The sequence below is a fragment of the Geodermatophilus sp. SYSU D00867 genome (assembly GCF_054050315.1).
In genome coordinates, this window is the sequence record NZ_JBJGZC010000020.1 from 1 (window position 1) to 15,416 (window position 15,416).

Genomic DNA, 15,416 nt, shown 5'->3' on the forward strand with positions numbered 1-15,416 from the left:
GCCGTCCGCGCGCGGACGGCGGGACCGGGCCGCTGTGGTGCGGGCCCTGGGTCAGACCGCGAAGCGGGCCACCGCCTCCTGCAGCTCGCCGCTCATGCGGGCGAGCTCGGCCGCGGCGCGCTGGGCGTCGGCGACCCGGGCGCCGGTCTGCTGGGTGCCGGCGGCCAGCCCGCCGATCGCGGTGGCGATGTCCCGCGAGCCGCCCGCGGCCTCGGCCACGTTGCGGTTCATCTCGTTGGTGGTCGCCGTCTGCTCCTCGACCGCCGCGGCGATCGTGGCCTGGAAGTCGTTGATCTCGCCGATGACGGCGCTGATCCGGCTGATCGCCTCGACGGCGCCGGCGGTGTCGGCCTGGATGGCCTCGACCCGGCGGGAGATGTCCTCGGTCGCCCGGGCCGTCTCCTGCGCGAGCTCCTTGACCTCGCTGGCCACGACGGCGAAGCCCTTGCCGGCCTCCCCGGCGCGCGCGGCCTCGATGGTGGCGTTGAGCGCCAGCAGGTTGGTCTGCTCGGCGATGCCGTTGATCAGCTTCACGACCGTGGCGATCTCCTGCGAGGAGTCGCCGAGCTTGCCGACCGTGCGGGTCGTCGTCTCGGCGACGTCCACGGCCTGACCGGCCACGCGGGCGGCCTCGGCGGCGTTGTGCGCGATCTCCCGGATCGCGGTCTCCATCTGCGAGGAGCCGGTGGCGACGGTGTCGACGCTGGCGGCCACCTCACCGGCGGAGGCGACGACGGCGTCGGTCTGGTCGGAGGCGGCGCGGGAGAACTCGGCGATGCCGCTGGCGGCGGAGTCGAGCCGGGTGGAGGCACCCTGCAGCCGGCCGGCGGAGTCGCGGACGAGCACGAGCACGCCGCTGAGGGAGTCCAGCGTCCGGTCCAGCGAGCGGGCGACCTCGCCGAGCTCGCCGCCGCCGGCCTCGCCGGCGCGGACCCGCAGGTCGCCGCCGGCGACCTTGCCGAGCACCTCGCGGATCCGCTCGACCGGCCGGGTGACGCTGCGGGCGACGAGGACCGCGAGCACGATCGCGACGACCAGACCCAGGGCCATGATCACGAGGGTCAGGGTGCGGGCGGCGGCGTAGGCGTCGGCGGCGTCGGTGGCGGTCGCCTCGGCGTCGACCCGGGCGGTCTCGGTGGCCGCGGCGAGGGAGTCGGCGATCACGGCCTCGTTGGCGTTGAGGCGGGTGATGATCGCCTGCTGCTCCGCCAGGGGCAGGGTGCTGCCGGTCGGGGTCGCGCCGGCGACCAGCAGCTGCAGGTCGGCGAGGTAGGCCTGCGAGGCGCCGACGAACTCCTCGTAGGACGCGCGGGTCTCCGCCGACATGGGCAGCCCGGCCGCCGCGGCGGTGTCCTCGGTGAGCGTCTGCGCGGTCTCACCGGCCTTCTGCTGCGCGGAGGCGCGGCTCTCGGCCGGCAGGGTCACGATGTTGGCCCGCGCGGTGTGGGTCATGAGCTGCCACCAGTCGACCTGCAGCTGCTGCAGGCCGGCCACCGGCAGCGCGCCGTCGCTGTAGACCCGGTCGGCCCGGTCGCTGAGGCTGGCCATCCGGTCGATACCGAAGGCACCGATGCCGATCGTCGTCAGGGCGACGACGAGGATCGCGCCCAGCAGTCGCGTGCGCAGCCCCCACCCTCCCGTCACGGACTCGGCAGGAGGCGTCTGCGGGACGCGGGTCGGGGTGGTGCTCATGTGCTGCCCTCCGTGGCGCGCGATCGGTCGCGTTCCACATCGGCAGCCCGGCCGCGGGCTTGAGCCGGCTCAGAGCGAGGCGAGGAAGGCGGCCACGCCGTCGTCGTCGTTGGTGCCCGTGACGTCGGTGGCGGCGGCGAGCAGGTCCGGGTGGGCGTGCGCCATCGCGACGGCCCGGCCGCCGCCCTCGCGGACCCAGTCGAAGGCCGCGATGTCGTTGGGCATGTCCCCGAACACGACGACGTCGCCCGGGCCGACGCCGTGCCGGGCGGCGACCCGCGCCAGCCCGGTGGCCTTGGTGACGCCGCGGGCGGAGATCTCCGCGAGCGCGTCGGACGAGGAGTTGGTGACCGTCGCGCGGTCGCCGACGACGTCCTCGACCAGGGCGACGAACTCGTCGCGGCCCATGTCCTCGTGGCGGGCCAGCAGCTTGGCCGCGGGCACGGCGACGATCTCCTCCAGCGGCGCCTCGGCGACGCCGGGCGCGTCGACGTCCCAGCGCGGCCGGTAGACCGGCTCGTGCCGGAACTCCAGGCCGTACTCGACGGCGAACCAGGTGTCCGGCCGCACCCGGCGCAGGCCCTCGGTGACGTCGGCGAGCACGGCGGGCGGGAGCGCCTCCTCCTCGAGGATCTCGAAGGTCTCCAGGTCCAGCAGCACCGCGCCGTTGCAGCACACCGCGGTGCCCCGGCCCAGGACCTGACGGATGCGGTGCATCCACCGCGGCGGGCGGCCGGTGGCCAGGACGACCGGGACGCCGTCGGCCCGCCACCGCTCCAGCTCGGCCACGGTCGCCGGGCTCACGGTGTCGTCGGAGCGCAGCAGCGTGCCGTCCATGTCGCTGGCGATCAGCCGCGGGCGCCAGTCAGACACCGGCCAGCACCGCCTCGAGGTAGCGGGCCACGCCGTCGGCGTCGTGCCCGCCGGTGCGGCCCCGGGCGGCCGCGCGGACGGCCGGGTGCGCGTTGGCCACCGCGACCGCGTGCCCGCCGGCGTCGGTGACCGCGCCGATCATCGGCAGGTCGTTGGGCATGTCCCCGAAGACCAGGACGTCGCCCAGGTCCACGCCGTGGTGGTCGAGGGCGACGGCCAGGCCGGTGGCCTTGGTGACGCCCGGCGGCAGCACCTCGATGAAGCCGAGGCCGGCGTGGGTCAGCTCGGCCTCGGCCGGGTCGACGACGCGCCGGGCGCGGGCCAGCAGCTCGTCCTGCCCGAGCGTGGACGAGCGGAGGAACACCTTGAGCACCGCCCCCTCGGGGAGGACCGAGTGCCGGGGCAGCAGGTGCGCGGGCTCGGGGTAGGGCCAGTCGAAGCCGTGCTGCACGCGCAGCGCCGCCCGGGCCTCGGCCTGCTCGGCGGCGTCCTCGACGGCGAGCACGAGGTCCCCCGCCACCTCCTCGATCCGGGCGACGACGGCCTCGGCCTGCGAGCGCGGCAGGCCCACGGTGCGCAGCACCTCGTCGCGCTCGAGGTCGACGACGTAGCCGCCCTGCGCGAGGACGGCGATGCCGCGGCCGCCGAGCGCCGCCCGCACGCTGTCGACCAGCCGCGGCCCGCGGCCGGTGACCCCGACGACGGGGATGCCGGCGGCCCAGCAGGCGTCCAGCGCCGCGCGGGTGCGGGGGCTGACCTCGCCGGAGGAGTCGAGCAGGGTGCCGTCGAGGTCGGTGGCCACCAGGCGTGGCCGCCACGTCCCGAGCTCGTCGAGCACGCCGCCGAGGTCGACGACGTCACCGGCCTCCGGCACCGCCGCCCCGGGGACCGGGAGCGCGGCCGGCGGCTGGCTGCTCACGCGGGCACCGGCGCGGCCAGGGTCATGCCGGGGGTGAGGACCTCGTGGCCGCCCAGCCACGGCCGCAGCGCCGCCGGCACGTGCACCGAGCCGTCCGCGCGCTGGTGCACCTCGAGCAGGCAGGCGATGGTGCGGGCGATGGCGCACAGCGTGCCGTTGAGCGTGGCCGCCGTCTGCGGCCGCCCGTCCTCGTCGCGGTGGCGGATGGCCAGCCGGCGGGCCTGGAAGGTGGTGCAGTCCGAGGTGCTGGTCAGCTCGCGGTAGGTGCCCTGGCTGGGGAACCAGGCCTCGATGTCGTACTTGCGGGCGGCGCTGGTGCCCAGGTCGCCGGCGGCGATGTCGACCACCCGGTAGGGCAGCTCGAGCGCCTGGAGGAACTCCTCCTCCCAGGCGAGCAGCCGCAGGTGCTCGGCGGCGGCCTCCTCGGGCCGGCAGAAGCTGAACATCTCGACCTTGTCGAACCAGTGCACCCGGATGATCCCGCGGGTGTCCTTGCCGTAGGAGCCGGCCTCGCGGCGGAAGCAGGACGACCAGCCGGCGTAGCGGCGCGGTCCCGCCGACAGGTCGAGCACCTCGTTCGCGTGCATCCCGGCCAGCGCCACCTCCGAGGTGCCGACGAGGTACAGGTCGTCGCGCTCGACCCGGTACACCTCCTCGTCGTGCTCGCCGAGGAAGCCGGTGCCCTCCATCGCCTCGGGCTTGACCAGCGCCGGCGCGACGACGGGGGTGAACCCGGCGGCCACCGCGCGGGTGATCGCCAGCTGGGCGAGGGCGAACTCGAGCAGCGCGCCGGGGCCGGTGAGGAAGTAGAACCGGGCGCCGGAGACCTTCGCGCCGCGCTCCATGTCGATGGCGCCGAGCGCCTCGCCGACCTGCAGGTGGTCGCGCACCTCGAAGTCGTAGGACGGCACCTCGCCCACGGTGCGCAGGGTGACCGCGTCGTCCTCGCCGCCGGGCGGGACGTCGTCGTGGACCACGTTCGGGATGGCCAGGTGGGCCTCGCGCAGCGCGGCGTCGGCCGCGCGCTGGGCCTCCTCGGCCTCCTTGACCTGGGCGGCGAGCGCCTTCGCCCGCTCCAGGACGGCGGGGCGCTCCTCCTTCGACGCGCCGCGCACCGCCTGCGAGGCCGCCTTCTGCTCCGCGCGCAGGTCGTCGGCGCGCTTGACGGCGGCGCGGCGGGCCTCGTCGGCGGCCAGGAGCGCGTCGACCCGGGACTCGTCGGCGCCGCGGGCGCGCTGGCTGGCACGGACGACGTCGGGGTGCTCGCGCACCAGGCGCAGGTCGATCACGCCTCGATCGTAGGTGGGCCGCCGGTGATCACCCCGCGCACGCGACGACGTGCACCCCGCGAGGGGCAGGGGCTGGGACACTCGGGGGCATGCGGTTCCTCGACGGTCAGCGCCCGCCCACCGACCTGACCTACGCCGACGTGTTCATGGTGCCCAACCACAGCACCGTCGGCTCCCGGCTCGAGGTCGACCTGACCACGCCGGACCGGGTGGGCACGACCATCCCGGTCGTCGTCGCGAACATGACCGCCATCAGCGGCCGGCGGATGGCCGAGACGATCGCCCGCCGCGGCGGCCTCGCGGTGCTGCCGCAGGATATCCCCGTCGACGTCGTCGGGGAGGTCGTCTCCTGGGTGCACGCCCGGCACCCCGTCTACGACACCGCGATCACCCTGTCCCCCGGCTCGACCGTGGGCGAGGCGCTGTCGCTGATGACCAAGCGCGCGCACGGCATCGTGGTGGTGGTCGAGGACGGCGTGCCCGTCGGCGTCGTCACCGACGGCGCCTGCCAGGGCGTGGACCGGTTCAGCCAGCTCTCGCAGGTCATGGCCGAGCACCCGCTGACCATCCCGGCCGGCACCGAGCTGCCGAAGGTCTTCGACGTGCTGTCCGAGGAGCGGGTCAGCGCCGCGCCGGTGGTCGAGGGCGAGCGGCTGGTCGGCGTCATCACCCGCAAGGGCGCGCTGCGCTCGACGGTCTACACGCCCGCGGTCAACGCGCAGGGGCAGCTGCTCACCGCGGCCGCCGTCGGCATCAACGGCGACGTCGCGGGCAAGGTGTCCGCGCTGCTGGCCGCCGGGGTCGACGTGCTCGTCGTCGACACCGCGCACGGCCACCAGGAGAAGGCGGTCGAGGCGGTGCGCGCGGCCCGGTCGGTGGCCGGGTCGGTGCCGGTGGTGGCGGGCAACGTGGTCACCGCCGAGGGCACCCGCGACCTGGTCTCGGCCGGGGCCGACGTCGTCAAGGTCGGCGTGGGCCCGGGCGCCATGTGCACCACGCGGATGATGACCGGCGTCGGCCGGCCGCAGTTCTCCGCCGTCGAGGAGTGCGCCGCCGAGGCCCGCCGGCTGGGGAAGCACGTGTGGGCCGACGGCGGGGTGCGCCACCCCCGCGACGTCGCCCTGGCGCTGGCCGCCGGCGCGGCCAACGTGATGGTCGGCTCCTGGTTCGCCGGCACCTACGAGAGCGCCGGGGACATCCACGACGACGGCAGCGGCCGGTTGTACAAGGAGTCCTTCGGGATGGCCTCGGCGCGCGCGGTCAAGGCGCGGACGGCGCAGCAGAGCGGTTTCGACCGCGCCCGCGCCGCGCTGTTCGAGGAGGGCATCTCGTCGTCGCGGATGTACCTCGACCCCGCCCGGCCCGGCGTGGAGGACCTGGTCGACGGGATCGTCGCCGGGGTGCGCTCGTCGTGCACCTACGCCGGGGCCCGCACCGTCGACGAGTTCCACGAGCGGGCGGTGGTGGGGGTGCAGAGCACGGCCGGTTACGAGGAGGGCCGCCCTCTGCCCACCAGCTGGTGAGGCCGCTCCCCCGGGAGGTCTTCGAGTCCCTGGTCGCCGACGCGCTGGACGCGGTGCCGGCCGACCTGATGGCCCTGCTCGACAACGTCGTCGTGCTGGTGGAGGACCGCAACGAGGACGAGCCGGACCTGCTGGGCCTCTACGAGGGGTACGCGCTGACCGAGCGCGGCTGGCAGTACGGCGGCGCGCTGCCGGACCGGATCATGATCTACCGCGAGGCCATCTGCGACGTCTGCTCGACCGCCGAGGAGGTGGTCGAGGAGGTGACGGTCACCGTCGTCCACGAGATCGCCCACCACTTCGGCATCGACGACGAGCGCCTGCACGAGCTGGGCTGGGGATGACGGGAGGACCCCGTCCCCCTCACCCCCCGCACGCTCGGGGCGGGCCCCTGGACGGGGCCGTTCCAGCACCTCACCACCGCGTACCGTGATCACCGTGCCATCCGACGTCGCCAGGGGCAGCGGGCTGCCGATCAAGATGCTGCACGACCGGATCCTCGTGGCCCTGCGCAGGGAGGACGGGGAGCGGCGCTCGACCGGCGGCATCCTCATCCCCGCGACCGCGCAGGTCGCCAAGCGGCTGGTGTGGGGCGAGGCGCGCGGCGTCGGCTCGAGCGTGCGGCAGGTGAAGGTCGGCGACCAGGTGCTGTTCTCCCCCGAGGACCAGCACGAGGTCGAGGTCCACGGCGAGGAGCTGATCATCCTGCGCGAGCGCGACGTGCACGCCGTCGCCGCGGAGCGGATCGAGGAGTCCACCGGCCTGTACCTCTGACGCCGTGTGCACGCACCGCGGTCCGCGGGTGGGCCGCGGCACGGTGCGTGCACACGCGGAGGACGGCGCCCGGTCCGCGCGGGTCACTCCCTAGGCCCGGGCGTGGCGGGCCACGACGTCGGTCATCGCGGTCAGCCAGCGGCGGACGACGGCGACCTCGGCGTCGGTGAAGTCCTCCAGGGCCGCGAGCAGCTCCCGCTGCAGCCCGCCGAAGTGGGCGGCGCCGGCAGCCGTCGTCGGCGCGGTCATCTGCAGGACGACACGGCGCCGGTCGGCCGGGTCGCGCACGCGCTGCACGTGACCGGCCCGCTCCAGCCGGTCCACCAGCGCGGTCACCGACGCCGAGCTCAGCCCCACCGCGGCGCCCAGTCCGCCCGCGGTCAGCGGCTCCCCGGCCCGGGCGGCGTCCATGATCGCGATGACGGCGCGGACGTCGGTGCGCCCGAGACCGTGCCTGTCGGCGAAGCGTTGTCCGACGGCGTCGAGTTCCACCGTGAGCCGCCGCAGCAGCAGGGGGACCTCCGCCCGCTCGCCGTCGTTGCGCACCATCGACCCACCCCCTAATGTCTCGAACACCGAGATTATCGGCCCCCGAGAGGATCTCACCATGGCCCGTCGGGTCCGCTGGTTGCTCCCCCTGCTCGTCCTGCTGGCCTGGCTGGGCGCCGCCGGCCCGCTCAGCTCGCTGAGCGGGCAGCTCACCGGCCTGCAGGAGAACGACACCGCCGCCTTCCTCCCCGACAGCGCGGAGTCCACGCGCGTCGCGGAGCTCTCCCAGGCCTTCTCCCCCACCGAGGCCATCCCGGCGGTCCTGCTGTGGGAGGCCGACGGGCCCCTCGACCCGGCCACCCTCGACGCCGTCGGGCGGGCGCTCGCCGAGGCCACCGCGGTCGCCGAGGACGCCGGCGCCCTGGCCGGGCAGGCCTCGCCGCCGATCCCGTCGGAGGACGGCGAGGCGGTGCAGGCGGTGCTGCCGCTGACCCCCGAGCTGGGCGACGAGGTCGTGGCCGTGGTCGAGGACCTGCGCGCCGCGATCGCCGTCGACGGCACCGACGCGTTCGTCACCGGACCGGGCGGCATCTTCGCCGACTTCGCGAACGGCTTCGCCGGCATCGACGGGCTGCTGCTGGCCGCGGCCTTCGGCGTCGTGCTGCTCATCCTGCTGGTGGTCTACCGCAGCCCGCTGCTGCCCTTCCTGGTCATCGGCACCGCCGGCCTGGCGCTCACCGCGGGCAACGCGGTCGCCTACCTGCTCGCCGACGCCGACCTGATCACCGTCAACGGCCAGAGCCAGGGCATCGCGGCGATCCTGGTCGTCGGCGCGGCCACCGACTACGGGCTGCTGCTGGTCGCCCGCTTCCGCGAGGAACTGCAGCGCGAGCCGTCCCGGTTCACCGCGATCCGCGTGGCGCTGCGCCGCTCGTGGGAGCCGATCGTGGCCTCGGGCGCGACCGTCGTCCTCGGCGTCCTCTGCCTGCTGTTCTCCGACCTCGCGTCCAACCGCGGGCTCGGGCCGATCTCGGCGGTCAGCGTGGCGCTCGCCGTCGTCGCCGCGCTCACCTTCCTGCCGGCCGCGCTCGCGCTGCTCGGGCGGGCGGCGTTCTGGCCGTTCCGCCCGCACGTCGGCGACCAGCCGCGCGAGGGCCGCGGGTGGCGGCGGGTCGCGGCGCTGGTCGGCCGCCGGCCGCGGCGCGTCCTGGCCCTCAGCACGCTGGCGCTGGTCGCCGCGGCGGTGTTCGCGCCCACGTACGACGCGAGCGGCATCACCTTCAGCGACGCCATCCGCGGCGGGTCCAACGGCGTCGACGGGCAGGAGGCGCTGGCCCGCCACTTCGACGCCGGCTCGGGCAGCCCCACCGTCGTCGTCACGCCGGAGGGGACGTGGCCGGAGGTCGCCGAGGTCGCCGCGGCCACCGAGGGCGTGGCGTCGGCCGTCCCGTTCACCGGCGGCCAGCCGGGCGGCGACCCTCTCGTCGTCGACGGGCTGGTGCGCCTCGACGTCACCCTCGCCGTCCCGGCCGACAGCACCGAGGCCATCGACGTCGTTCAGGACCTGCGGTCCGCGCTCGACGACGCCGACCCGGCCGCGCTCGTCGGCGGCGACACCGCGAGCAACCTCGACGCCCGGGAGACCGCCGCGCGCGACCTGCGCGTGATCGTGCCGAGCGTGCTCGTGGTGATCACCGTCGTCCTGGCGCTGCTGCTGCGCTCGCTGGTGGCGCCGCTGCTGCTGGTGGCGACCGTGGTGCTCAGCGTCGGCGCGACGGTCGGCGTCGCCGCGCTGCTGTTCGACGGCGTCTTCGGCTTCCCGGGCAGCGACCCCGGCATCCTGCTCATCGGGTTCGTGTTCCTCGTCGCCCTGGGGATCGACTACAACATCTTCCTCATGACCCGGGCGCGGGAGGAGTCCGCGCGGCACGGCACCCGCGACGGCGTCCTGCGCGCGCTGGCCGTCACCGGCGGGGTCATCACCAGCGCCGGGATGGTGCTGGCCGCGACGTTCGGGGCGCTGGCGGTGCTGCCGCTGCTGTTCCTCACCCAGCTGGCGTTCCTCGTCGGGTTCGGCGTGCTGCTCGACACCTTCGTCGTCCGCTCGCTGCTGGTGCCGTCGGCGGTGGCGCTGCTCGGTGACCGCACCTGGTGGCCGAGCCGCCTGTCCCGCCGCCGCGCCACCGCCCCCGAGCGCGAGCTGGAACCCGCCTGACCGGCCCTCCCGCAGGGGCACGCCGCGGGCCTGCGGGCGGTGGGGGCAGGAGGGTCCTCCGTCAGACCTCGCCGGCGCGCAGGCGGGCGAGCCACTCGCCCGCCTCGGTGAACGCGGCGTCGGCGGCCTCGGCGGGCACCGGCCGGTTGGTGCGGCCGTCGGCGCGCGGGTAGGAGCCGAGGAAGCGCACGTCCTCGCAGACCCGGTGCAGCGCGGCCAGCGCCTCCCCCACCCGCGCCTCGGCGACGTGCCCCTCGCAGTCCAGCGAGAACGAGTAGACCCACAGCCGGTCGCGGGTGGGCCGGGACTCGATGCGGGTGAGGCTGATCCCGCGGACGGCGAACTCGCGCAGGACGTCGAGCAGCGCGCCGGTGCGGTCGGCGACGACGGCGACCAGCGAGGTCTTGTCGTCACCGGTCGGCTCCGGCAGCGCCCCGGGGCGGGACACGAGCACGAAGCGGGTGACCGCACCGGGGAAGTCGGCCACGTCGTCGGCCAGCGGGACCAGCCCGTACCGCTCGGCGGCGATCGGCGCGCACACCGCGGCGTCGGACCCGCCCTCGGCGACCGCCCGGGCCGCGGCCGCGGTGGAGGAGGCCGGCAGCGTCGGGACGCCGGGCAGCCGCTCGGCCAGCGTGCGCGCGGTCTGCGCCAGCGCGTGCGGGTGGCTGACGACGGCGCGGACGTCGCCGAGCCGGGTGCCCGGGCGCGCGGCGAGGACGAAGGAGACGGGGAGGAACACCTCGCGGGTGATGACCAGCGGGTCGCCGTCGGTCAGGCCGTCCATCGTGGCCGGGACCGAGCCCTCGACCGAGTTCTCCAGCGGCACGAGGGCGGCGTCGGCGTCCCCGGCGCGGACCGCCGCCAGCGCGGCCGCGACGCTGGCCGCGGGCCGGCGCACTCCCTCCCCGGGGGCAACGGCGCTGCTCAGCGCGGCTTCGGCGAAGGTACCCTCGGGCCCGAGATAGGCGAACCGCGTCGGAGGCGTCTGGGGCACCCGACGAGGGTAGTGCGGTCGGGCCGGGGCGCAGTCCGGGTCCGGGGGGAACTGCCTCGCCGCCGGCCCGTGCGGCCGGCCACCCGGCGTCGAGGAGGAGGGATGCGTGACCCCCGGCCCCGCACCCGTCACCGACGGTGACCTCGATGCTGCACTGCGGCGCCTGCTGACCGCGAGCAGCCGGGACGACGCCGACGCCTTCCGGGACGGGCTCGACGACGCCGAGGCCGCGTTCGGCGCGGCGAGCGACCCCCGCTGGGCGGCCTGGCGGCACGCGCTGGGCGCCCGCCGCGGCCTGCTCGACGGCGACCGGGACGCCACCGGCGCCGAGGTGGCCGCCGCGCGCGACGCGCTGGGCGCCTGTCCCCCGTCGGCCTCGACGGCCCTGGTCCTGGCCTACCTGGCGCACGTCGAGGCGACCGCCGACCACCCGGACGCCGCGATGCTGCTCGCCGTCGACGCGAGCCTGCTCACCGAGCAGCTGTCCCCTCCCGCCGAGGAGCCCTCGCGCGCGCTGTCCCAGGCGCACCTGTGGCTGTCGCTCACCCTCACCGCGCTGGACCTCGAGGAGCTCGCCGTGGCGCAGGCCGAGCGCGGGCACCGGGTGGCCGCCGCGCTGGCCGACCCCGCCGACCGGTGGCAGCTGCTGCAGCTGCGCGCCCAGCAGAACACCGAGCTGGCCCAGACGCTGCGCCGCCGCGGCGAGGCCGGGCGGGCCCGCGAGCTGGCCGGTGCTGCGCTGGCCTGCGCCGACGACGCCCGCGCGCTCGACGTCGAGCCCGATCCCGGCGACCTCGCCCTGCTCGACGTCGTCCAGGCCTGGGCGCTGGCCTGCCACGACGACCTCGACGACGCCCTCGGCCCCCTGCGCAGCGTGCACCGGCGGGTGCACCGCGCCGGCAGCACCTGGCTGCGCGGCTACGCCGACCTGGCCCTGTCCCGGCTGCTGTCCCGGCTGTCGCAGGTGCACACCGGCGGCGGGCACGGCGAGGAGGCCGCCGACCTGCTCGTCGACGCCGCGGGGGCCTTCGCCGCCACCGCCGACCGGCGCCGCTACCGGCAGTGCCTGCTCGAGCTCGGCCAGGCCACCGCCGCGATGGGCCGGCCCGCCGAGGCGCTGCACTGGCTGGACGCCTACCGCGCGGACACCGGCCGGGCGCACGCGCGCAGCCGGGAGCTGTGGGCGGAGATGTTCGTCCGCCGCAGCCGGCTGCGCGAGGTCGAGCGGCAGGCCGCCGTGCTGCGCCGGCACGCCCTCGAGGACCCGCTGACGGGGCTGGGCAACCGGCGCAGCGCCGAGCGCCGGCTGGCCGGGCTGCGGCTGGGCGCCGAGCCGCTGTCGCTGGCCGTCGTCGACGTCGACCGGTTCAAGGAGGTCAACGACGACACCTCCCACTCGCACGGCGACGAGGTGCTGCGCCGGGTGGCGACGCTGCTGCGCGAGCACAGCCGCGTCGGCGACGAGGTCTACCGCTGGGCCGGCGACGAGTTCCTCGTCGTCCTGCCCACGGCCAGCCCCGCCCAGGCCGTCGCCGCCGCCGAGCGGCTGCGCGCCGCCGTGGCCGACGCCGACTGGGCCGACCTCGCGCTCCCCGAGCCGATCACCGTCAGCATCGGCGTGGCCACCGCGCCCGCGGCCGAGGACGACACCGCGCCGGTCGGCTGGCGCTCGCTGTTCGACACCGCCGACCTGCACCTGTTCTCCGCCAAGCGGGGCGGGCGCAACCGGGTCCGCGCGCCGGGCCTCGTGGACGGGAGCACGGCCGACGGGAGCACGGCCGACGGGAGCACGGGGGACGGCGGGCCCGCCGGCGACGCGGCCGGGGGGACGCCGTCGTGAGCGCCGGCCGCGCCTGGGACGCCAGTGACGCGACGGGCGACGGGACCGGCGCCACACGGCGCGCCCGGCCCGCGCTCCCCGTGGAACCGCACGACGGCGTGCACAGTGCGGTGGTGCCACCGGGAGCCCTGCACCACCGGGTGACCGCCGCCCTCGCCAACTGGCAGCTCGACGACGCCGAGCGGCTGCTGTCGGTCGTCGACCCGTCGACGCCCTACGGGGCCGGGCCGTCCGGCGCCGCCACCGGGCACGACGGCGAACCCTCCCTCGGCCGCGCCTGGGCCGACACCCTGCGCGCCGAGCTGCTGGTCCGCCGGCTGCGCGTCGCCGGCTTCACCCTGGTCGGCGAGCCGCTGGACGCGCCGGAGGCGACCGAGTCGCTGGACCTGCACGCCGGCGTCGCGGGCCTGCTCGAGCGCGGCGACGACCGCGCCGCCGACCGGGCCTCCGGCGACGGCGACCCGCGCTCGGAGTCGGCCGCGCACGCCGCCGAGGCCATCGCCCTGGTGCGCTCGGCCAAGGCGGCCTTCGACGCCACCGACGACGCCGTCCAGCGCGCCGCGGGCCTGGCCCGGCACGCCCGCATCGAGCTGCTGTCGCGGCGGATCGACGCGGCGATGGACGAGGCGGTCGAGGCCGCCAGCCTGCTCGACCCCGCGCTCCCGCCCGACGCGCTGCTCGTCGACACCCTCGGCACGCTGGCCGGCGTCCTCGCCGACCTCGAGCTCATGCCGCTGGCCCTGGACTACCAGCGCCGCTCCCTGGAGACGGCCGCCGCGGCTGCCGGGCAGGGCACGCTTGGCCCCGACGACGGCGACCCCGACGTGCTGGTGGCGCGGGCGGCCACGTGCCTGGGCGCGCTGTGCGCGGAGCTGGGCGAGGCGCTGCTCGACGACGGCGAGCCCGAGGCCGCCGGGACCCACTTCGCCGAGGCCCGCGAGCTGGCCGAGCAGGCGCTGGCCCAGCTGCCGCCGGACGCCGACGGCGTGGTCGCCGCGCAGGTGGTGCACGGCTGGGCGCTGGTCGGGCTGGGCGAGCCCGCCGCCGCGGCCGGGCCGCTGCGCGCCGCCGTCCGCACCACCAGTGCCACCGGCGACCGCGCACTGCTCGCCTCGGCGCTGCTGGGGCTGGGCCGGGCGCTGCGCCGCCAGGGCGACGGCCGCAGCGCCGACGAGCAGCTGGCCCGGGCGCTGGCGCTGGCGACCGAGCACGGCCTGCCCCGGCTGCGGCGGGCGGCGCTGCGCGAGCTGTGCACGCTGCACGCCGAGCTCGACGACGCCGGCCGCGCGCTGCCCTACCTGCAGGCCTACCTCGCCGACGAGCTGGACCGGGTCGACGAGCGGCGCACCCGCTGGGTCGAGCTGTTCGGCCGGCGCAAGAGCCTGCTGGAGAACGAGCGCGCCGCCGGGCAGCTGCGCCGCCAGGCCTACGAGGACCCGCTCACCCACCTGCCCAACCGGCGCTACGCCGAGGCGCGGCTGGACGGGCTGCTCAGCGCGGGCACCACGCCGGCGCTGGCGGTCGTCGACGTCGACCGGTTCAAGGCCATCAACGACGCCGTCGGGCACCCCGGCGGCGACGCGGTGCTGCGCGCGGTCGCCGACCTGCTGCTGGCCGGGTGCCGCGACACCGACGAGGTGTGCCGGTGGGCCGGCGACGAGTTCGTCGTGCTGCTGCCCGACACCACCGCCGAGCAGGCCGAGCGGGCACTGGAGCGGATCCGCCGCGCCGTCGCCGCGCACGACTGGACCGCGCTCGGCCTGCCCGTGCCGGTGACGATCAGCGTCGGCATCGCCTCGGCCACCCGCGGCGACGACCGCCGCACGCTGTTCGCCGCCGCCGACGGCGTCCTCTACGACGCCAAGCGCAGCGGCCGCGACCGCGTCGTCCGGCTGTCGGCGGTCACCCAGACCCGCGCCCCGGACACGCCCGCGGAGCCCCCGCCGGCGCCGGCCCGGCCGGCCGCGCGCGCGTCGGTGCAGGTCGGCCCGGTGCAGTCCTCGCCGCTGGACCCGGTCGGCGGCTTCGCCGCGCTGCTGGCCGACCCGCCGCTGTCGCTCGGCAGCGCCGGCCAGCCCGCGCTCGCCCCGGCGCCCCCGGCCGCCCCGGCCCGCCTGGCGCCGGCCGAGCCCGACGTCGTCTGGGGCGTGGGCCGGTCCACCGAGCAGGTGCTGGCCCTGGTCCGGGAGACCCGCGCGGCGCACCCGGACCGGCCCGCGCTGGTCGTCCGGGCCAGCGCCGACACGCTGGTCGCGCTGGCCGCCGCGTACGACGGCTCCACCACGGTGGACGCGGCGGCGATGTCGGCCGCCGTCGGGCCGATCCCCGAGCCGCTGGGCCGGGTCGGCGTCCTGTGCGCGAGCACCGCCGACGCCTCGGTGGCCGCCGAGGCCGCGTTCGTCGCGCGGGTGACCGGCACCGAGGTCGTGCGGGTCGACGACGTCGGCGGCAGCCGGCTGCGCCCCCTGCTCACCGACCGCACCCTGCTCGACGACGTCGACTGCCTGGTCGTGGTCGCGGGCCTGGACGCCTCGCTGGCCGGCACGGTGGGCGCGATGACCGACGTGCCGATCGTCGCGGTGCCCACCTCGACCGGTCAGCCGGGCTCGTTCGGCGGGTTCGGCGCGCTGCTGACGATGCTGAACTCGGCTTCGCCCGGCGTCGTGGTCAGCAACATCGACAACGGCCACGCCGCCGGCGTCTTCGCCGCCCGCATCGCCCGCCGCACCGCCAGGTAGGGAGGGGCGCCACGTCGGGTGGCGAGCCGCCCTGCGGAGGACGGCGGACCGGTCGCGGGGCCGGAGG

The 15,416-nt window shown here is 76.7% G+C and carries 12 protein-coding genes; 6 read left to right on the top strand and 6 right to left on the bottom strand.

Going from position 1 to position 15,416, the window contains the following annotated elements; translation table 11 throughout:
• Positions 1–51: 51 nt before the first annotated feature.
• From ACI8AK_RS18095 to serS, 4 genes are all read right to left on the bottom strand, one after another.
• Positions 52–1,692: a methyl-accepting chemotaxis protein gene (locus ACI8AK_RS18095; RefSeq protein WP_456957373.1), complete on the bottom strand. Its 1,641-nt coding sequence runs from the start codon at positions 1,690–1,692 to the stop codon at positions 52–54.
• Between the two features lie 69 nt (positions 1,693–1,761).
• A complete protein-coding gene (locus ACI8AK_RS18100) occupies positions 1,762–2,565 on the bottom strand; it encodes a Cof-type HAD-IIB family hydrolase (protein ID WP_387990545.1) in 804 nt (267 codons plus the stop codon).
• Entirely contained in the window at positions 2,558–3,484 is a 927-nt protein-coding gene (locus ACI8AK_RS18105) for an HAD family hydrolase (protein ID WP_387990547.1), read from the bottom strand. The genes ACI8AK_RS18100 and ACI8AK_RS18105 overlap by 8 nt, the downstream gene beginning before the upstream one ends.
• A complete protein-coding gene (gene serS / locus ACI8AK_RS18110) occupies positions 3,481–4,773 on the bottom strand; it encodes a serine--tRNA ligase (RefSeq protein WP_456901508.1) in 1,293 nt (430 codons plus the stop codon). Before serS ends, ACI8AK_RS18105 begins: the two co-directional genes overlap by 4 nt.
• Positions 4,774–4,862: 89 nt before the next feature.
• Between serS and ACI8AK_RS18115 the strand changes: the two genes are divergently transcribed.
• From ACI8AK_RS18115 to ACI8AK_RS18125, 3 genes are all read left to right on the top strand, one after another.
• Positions 4,863–6,296 (top strand): GuaB1 family IMP dehydrogenase-related protein, encoded by a 1,434-nt coding sequence (locus tag ACI8AK_RS18115; RefSeq protein ID WP_387990553.1) that lies wholly within the window; start codon positions 4,863–4,865, stop codon positions 6,294–6,296.
• On the top strand, positions 6,293–6,640 hold the full coding sequence (locus ACI8AK_RS18120) for a metallopeptidase family protein (protein WP_387990556.1): 348 nt from the start codon (positions 6,293–6,295) through the stop codon (positions 6,638–6,640). The genes ACI8AK_RS18115 and ACI8AK_RS18120 overlap by 4 nt, the downstream gene beginning before the upstream one ends.
• Before the next feature lie 94 nt (positions 6,641–6,734).
• Entirely contained in the window at positions 6,735–7,070 is a 336-nt protein-coding gene (locus ACI8AK_RS18125) for a GroES family chaperonin (protein WP_387990558.1), read from the top strand.
• A gap of 90 nt (positions 7,071–7,160) precedes the next feature.
• On the opposite strand, the gene ACI8AK_RS18130 is transcribed toward ACI8AK_RS18125, so the two are convergent.
• Complete coding sequence (locus ACI8AK_RS18130) at positions 7,161–7,619, bottom strand: MarR family winged helix-turn-helix transcriptional regulator (RefSeq protein WP_387990561.1); 459 nt, start codon at positions 7,617–7,619, stop codon at positions 7,161–7,163.
• A 58-nt stretch (positions 7,620–7,677) separates the two neighbouring features.
• On the opposite strand from ACI8AK_RS18130, the gene ACI8AK_RS18135 reads away from it, so the two are divergent.
• Positions 7,678–9,774, top strand: a complete 2,097-nt coding sequence (locus ACI8AK_RS18135; protein ID WP_456957375.1) for an MMPL family transporter — start codon at positions 7,678–7,680, stop codon at positions 9,772–9,774.
• A 61-nt stretch (positions 9,775–9,835) separates the two neighbouring features.
• Here the strand turns inward: ACI8AK_RS18135 and pheA are convergent, their stop codons facing one another.
• Positions 9,836–10,771, bottom strand: a complete 936-nt coding sequence (gene pheA, locus ACI8AK_RS18140) for a prephenate dehydratase (RefSeq protein ID WP_456901504.1) — start codon at positions 10,769–10,771, stop codon at positions 9,836–9,838.
• Positions 10,772–10,877: 106 nt separating this feature from the next.
• Here pheA and ACI8AK_RS18145 point away from each other — a divergent pair, with 106 nt between their 5' ends.
• Together ACI8AK_RS18145 and ACI8AK_RS18150 are read left to right on the top strand one after the other, a co-directional pair.
• Positions 10,878–12,611 (top strand): GGDEF domain-containing protein, encoded by a 1,734-nt coding sequence (locus ACI8AK_RS18145; RefSeq protein ID WP_456957377.1) that lies wholly within the window; start codon positions 10,878–10,880, stop codon positions 12,609–12,611.
• A gap of 113 nt (positions 12,612–12,724) precedes the next feature.
• Entirely contained in the window at positions 12,725–15,349 is a 2,625-nt protein-coding gene (locus tag ACI8AK_RS18150) for a diguanylate cyclase domain-containing protein (protein WP_456957379.1), read from the top strand.
• Positions 15,350–15,416: the final 67 nt, after the last annotated feature.

What these genes read in the sequence shown, in the direction of transcription:
- ACI8AK_RS18115 (WP_387990553.1), top strand. Translation starts at nt 4,863, where the DNA reads ATGCGGTTCCTCGACGGTCAGCGCCCGCCCACCGACCTGACCTACGCC.
- ACI8AK_RS18135 (WP_456957375.1), top strand. Translation starts at nt 7,678, where the DNA reads ATGGCCCGTCGGGTCCGCTGGTTGCTCCCCCTGCTCGTCCTGCTGGCC.
- ACI8AK_RS18095 (WP_456957373.1), bottom strand. Translation starts at nt 1,692, where the DNA reads ATGAGCACCACCCCGACCCGCGTCCCGCAGACGCCTCCTGCCGAGTCC.
- ACI8AK_RS18130 (WP_387990561.1), bottom strand. Translation starts at nt 7,619, where the DNA reads ATGGTGCGCAACGACGGCGAGCGGGCGGAGGTCCCCCTGCTGCTGCGG.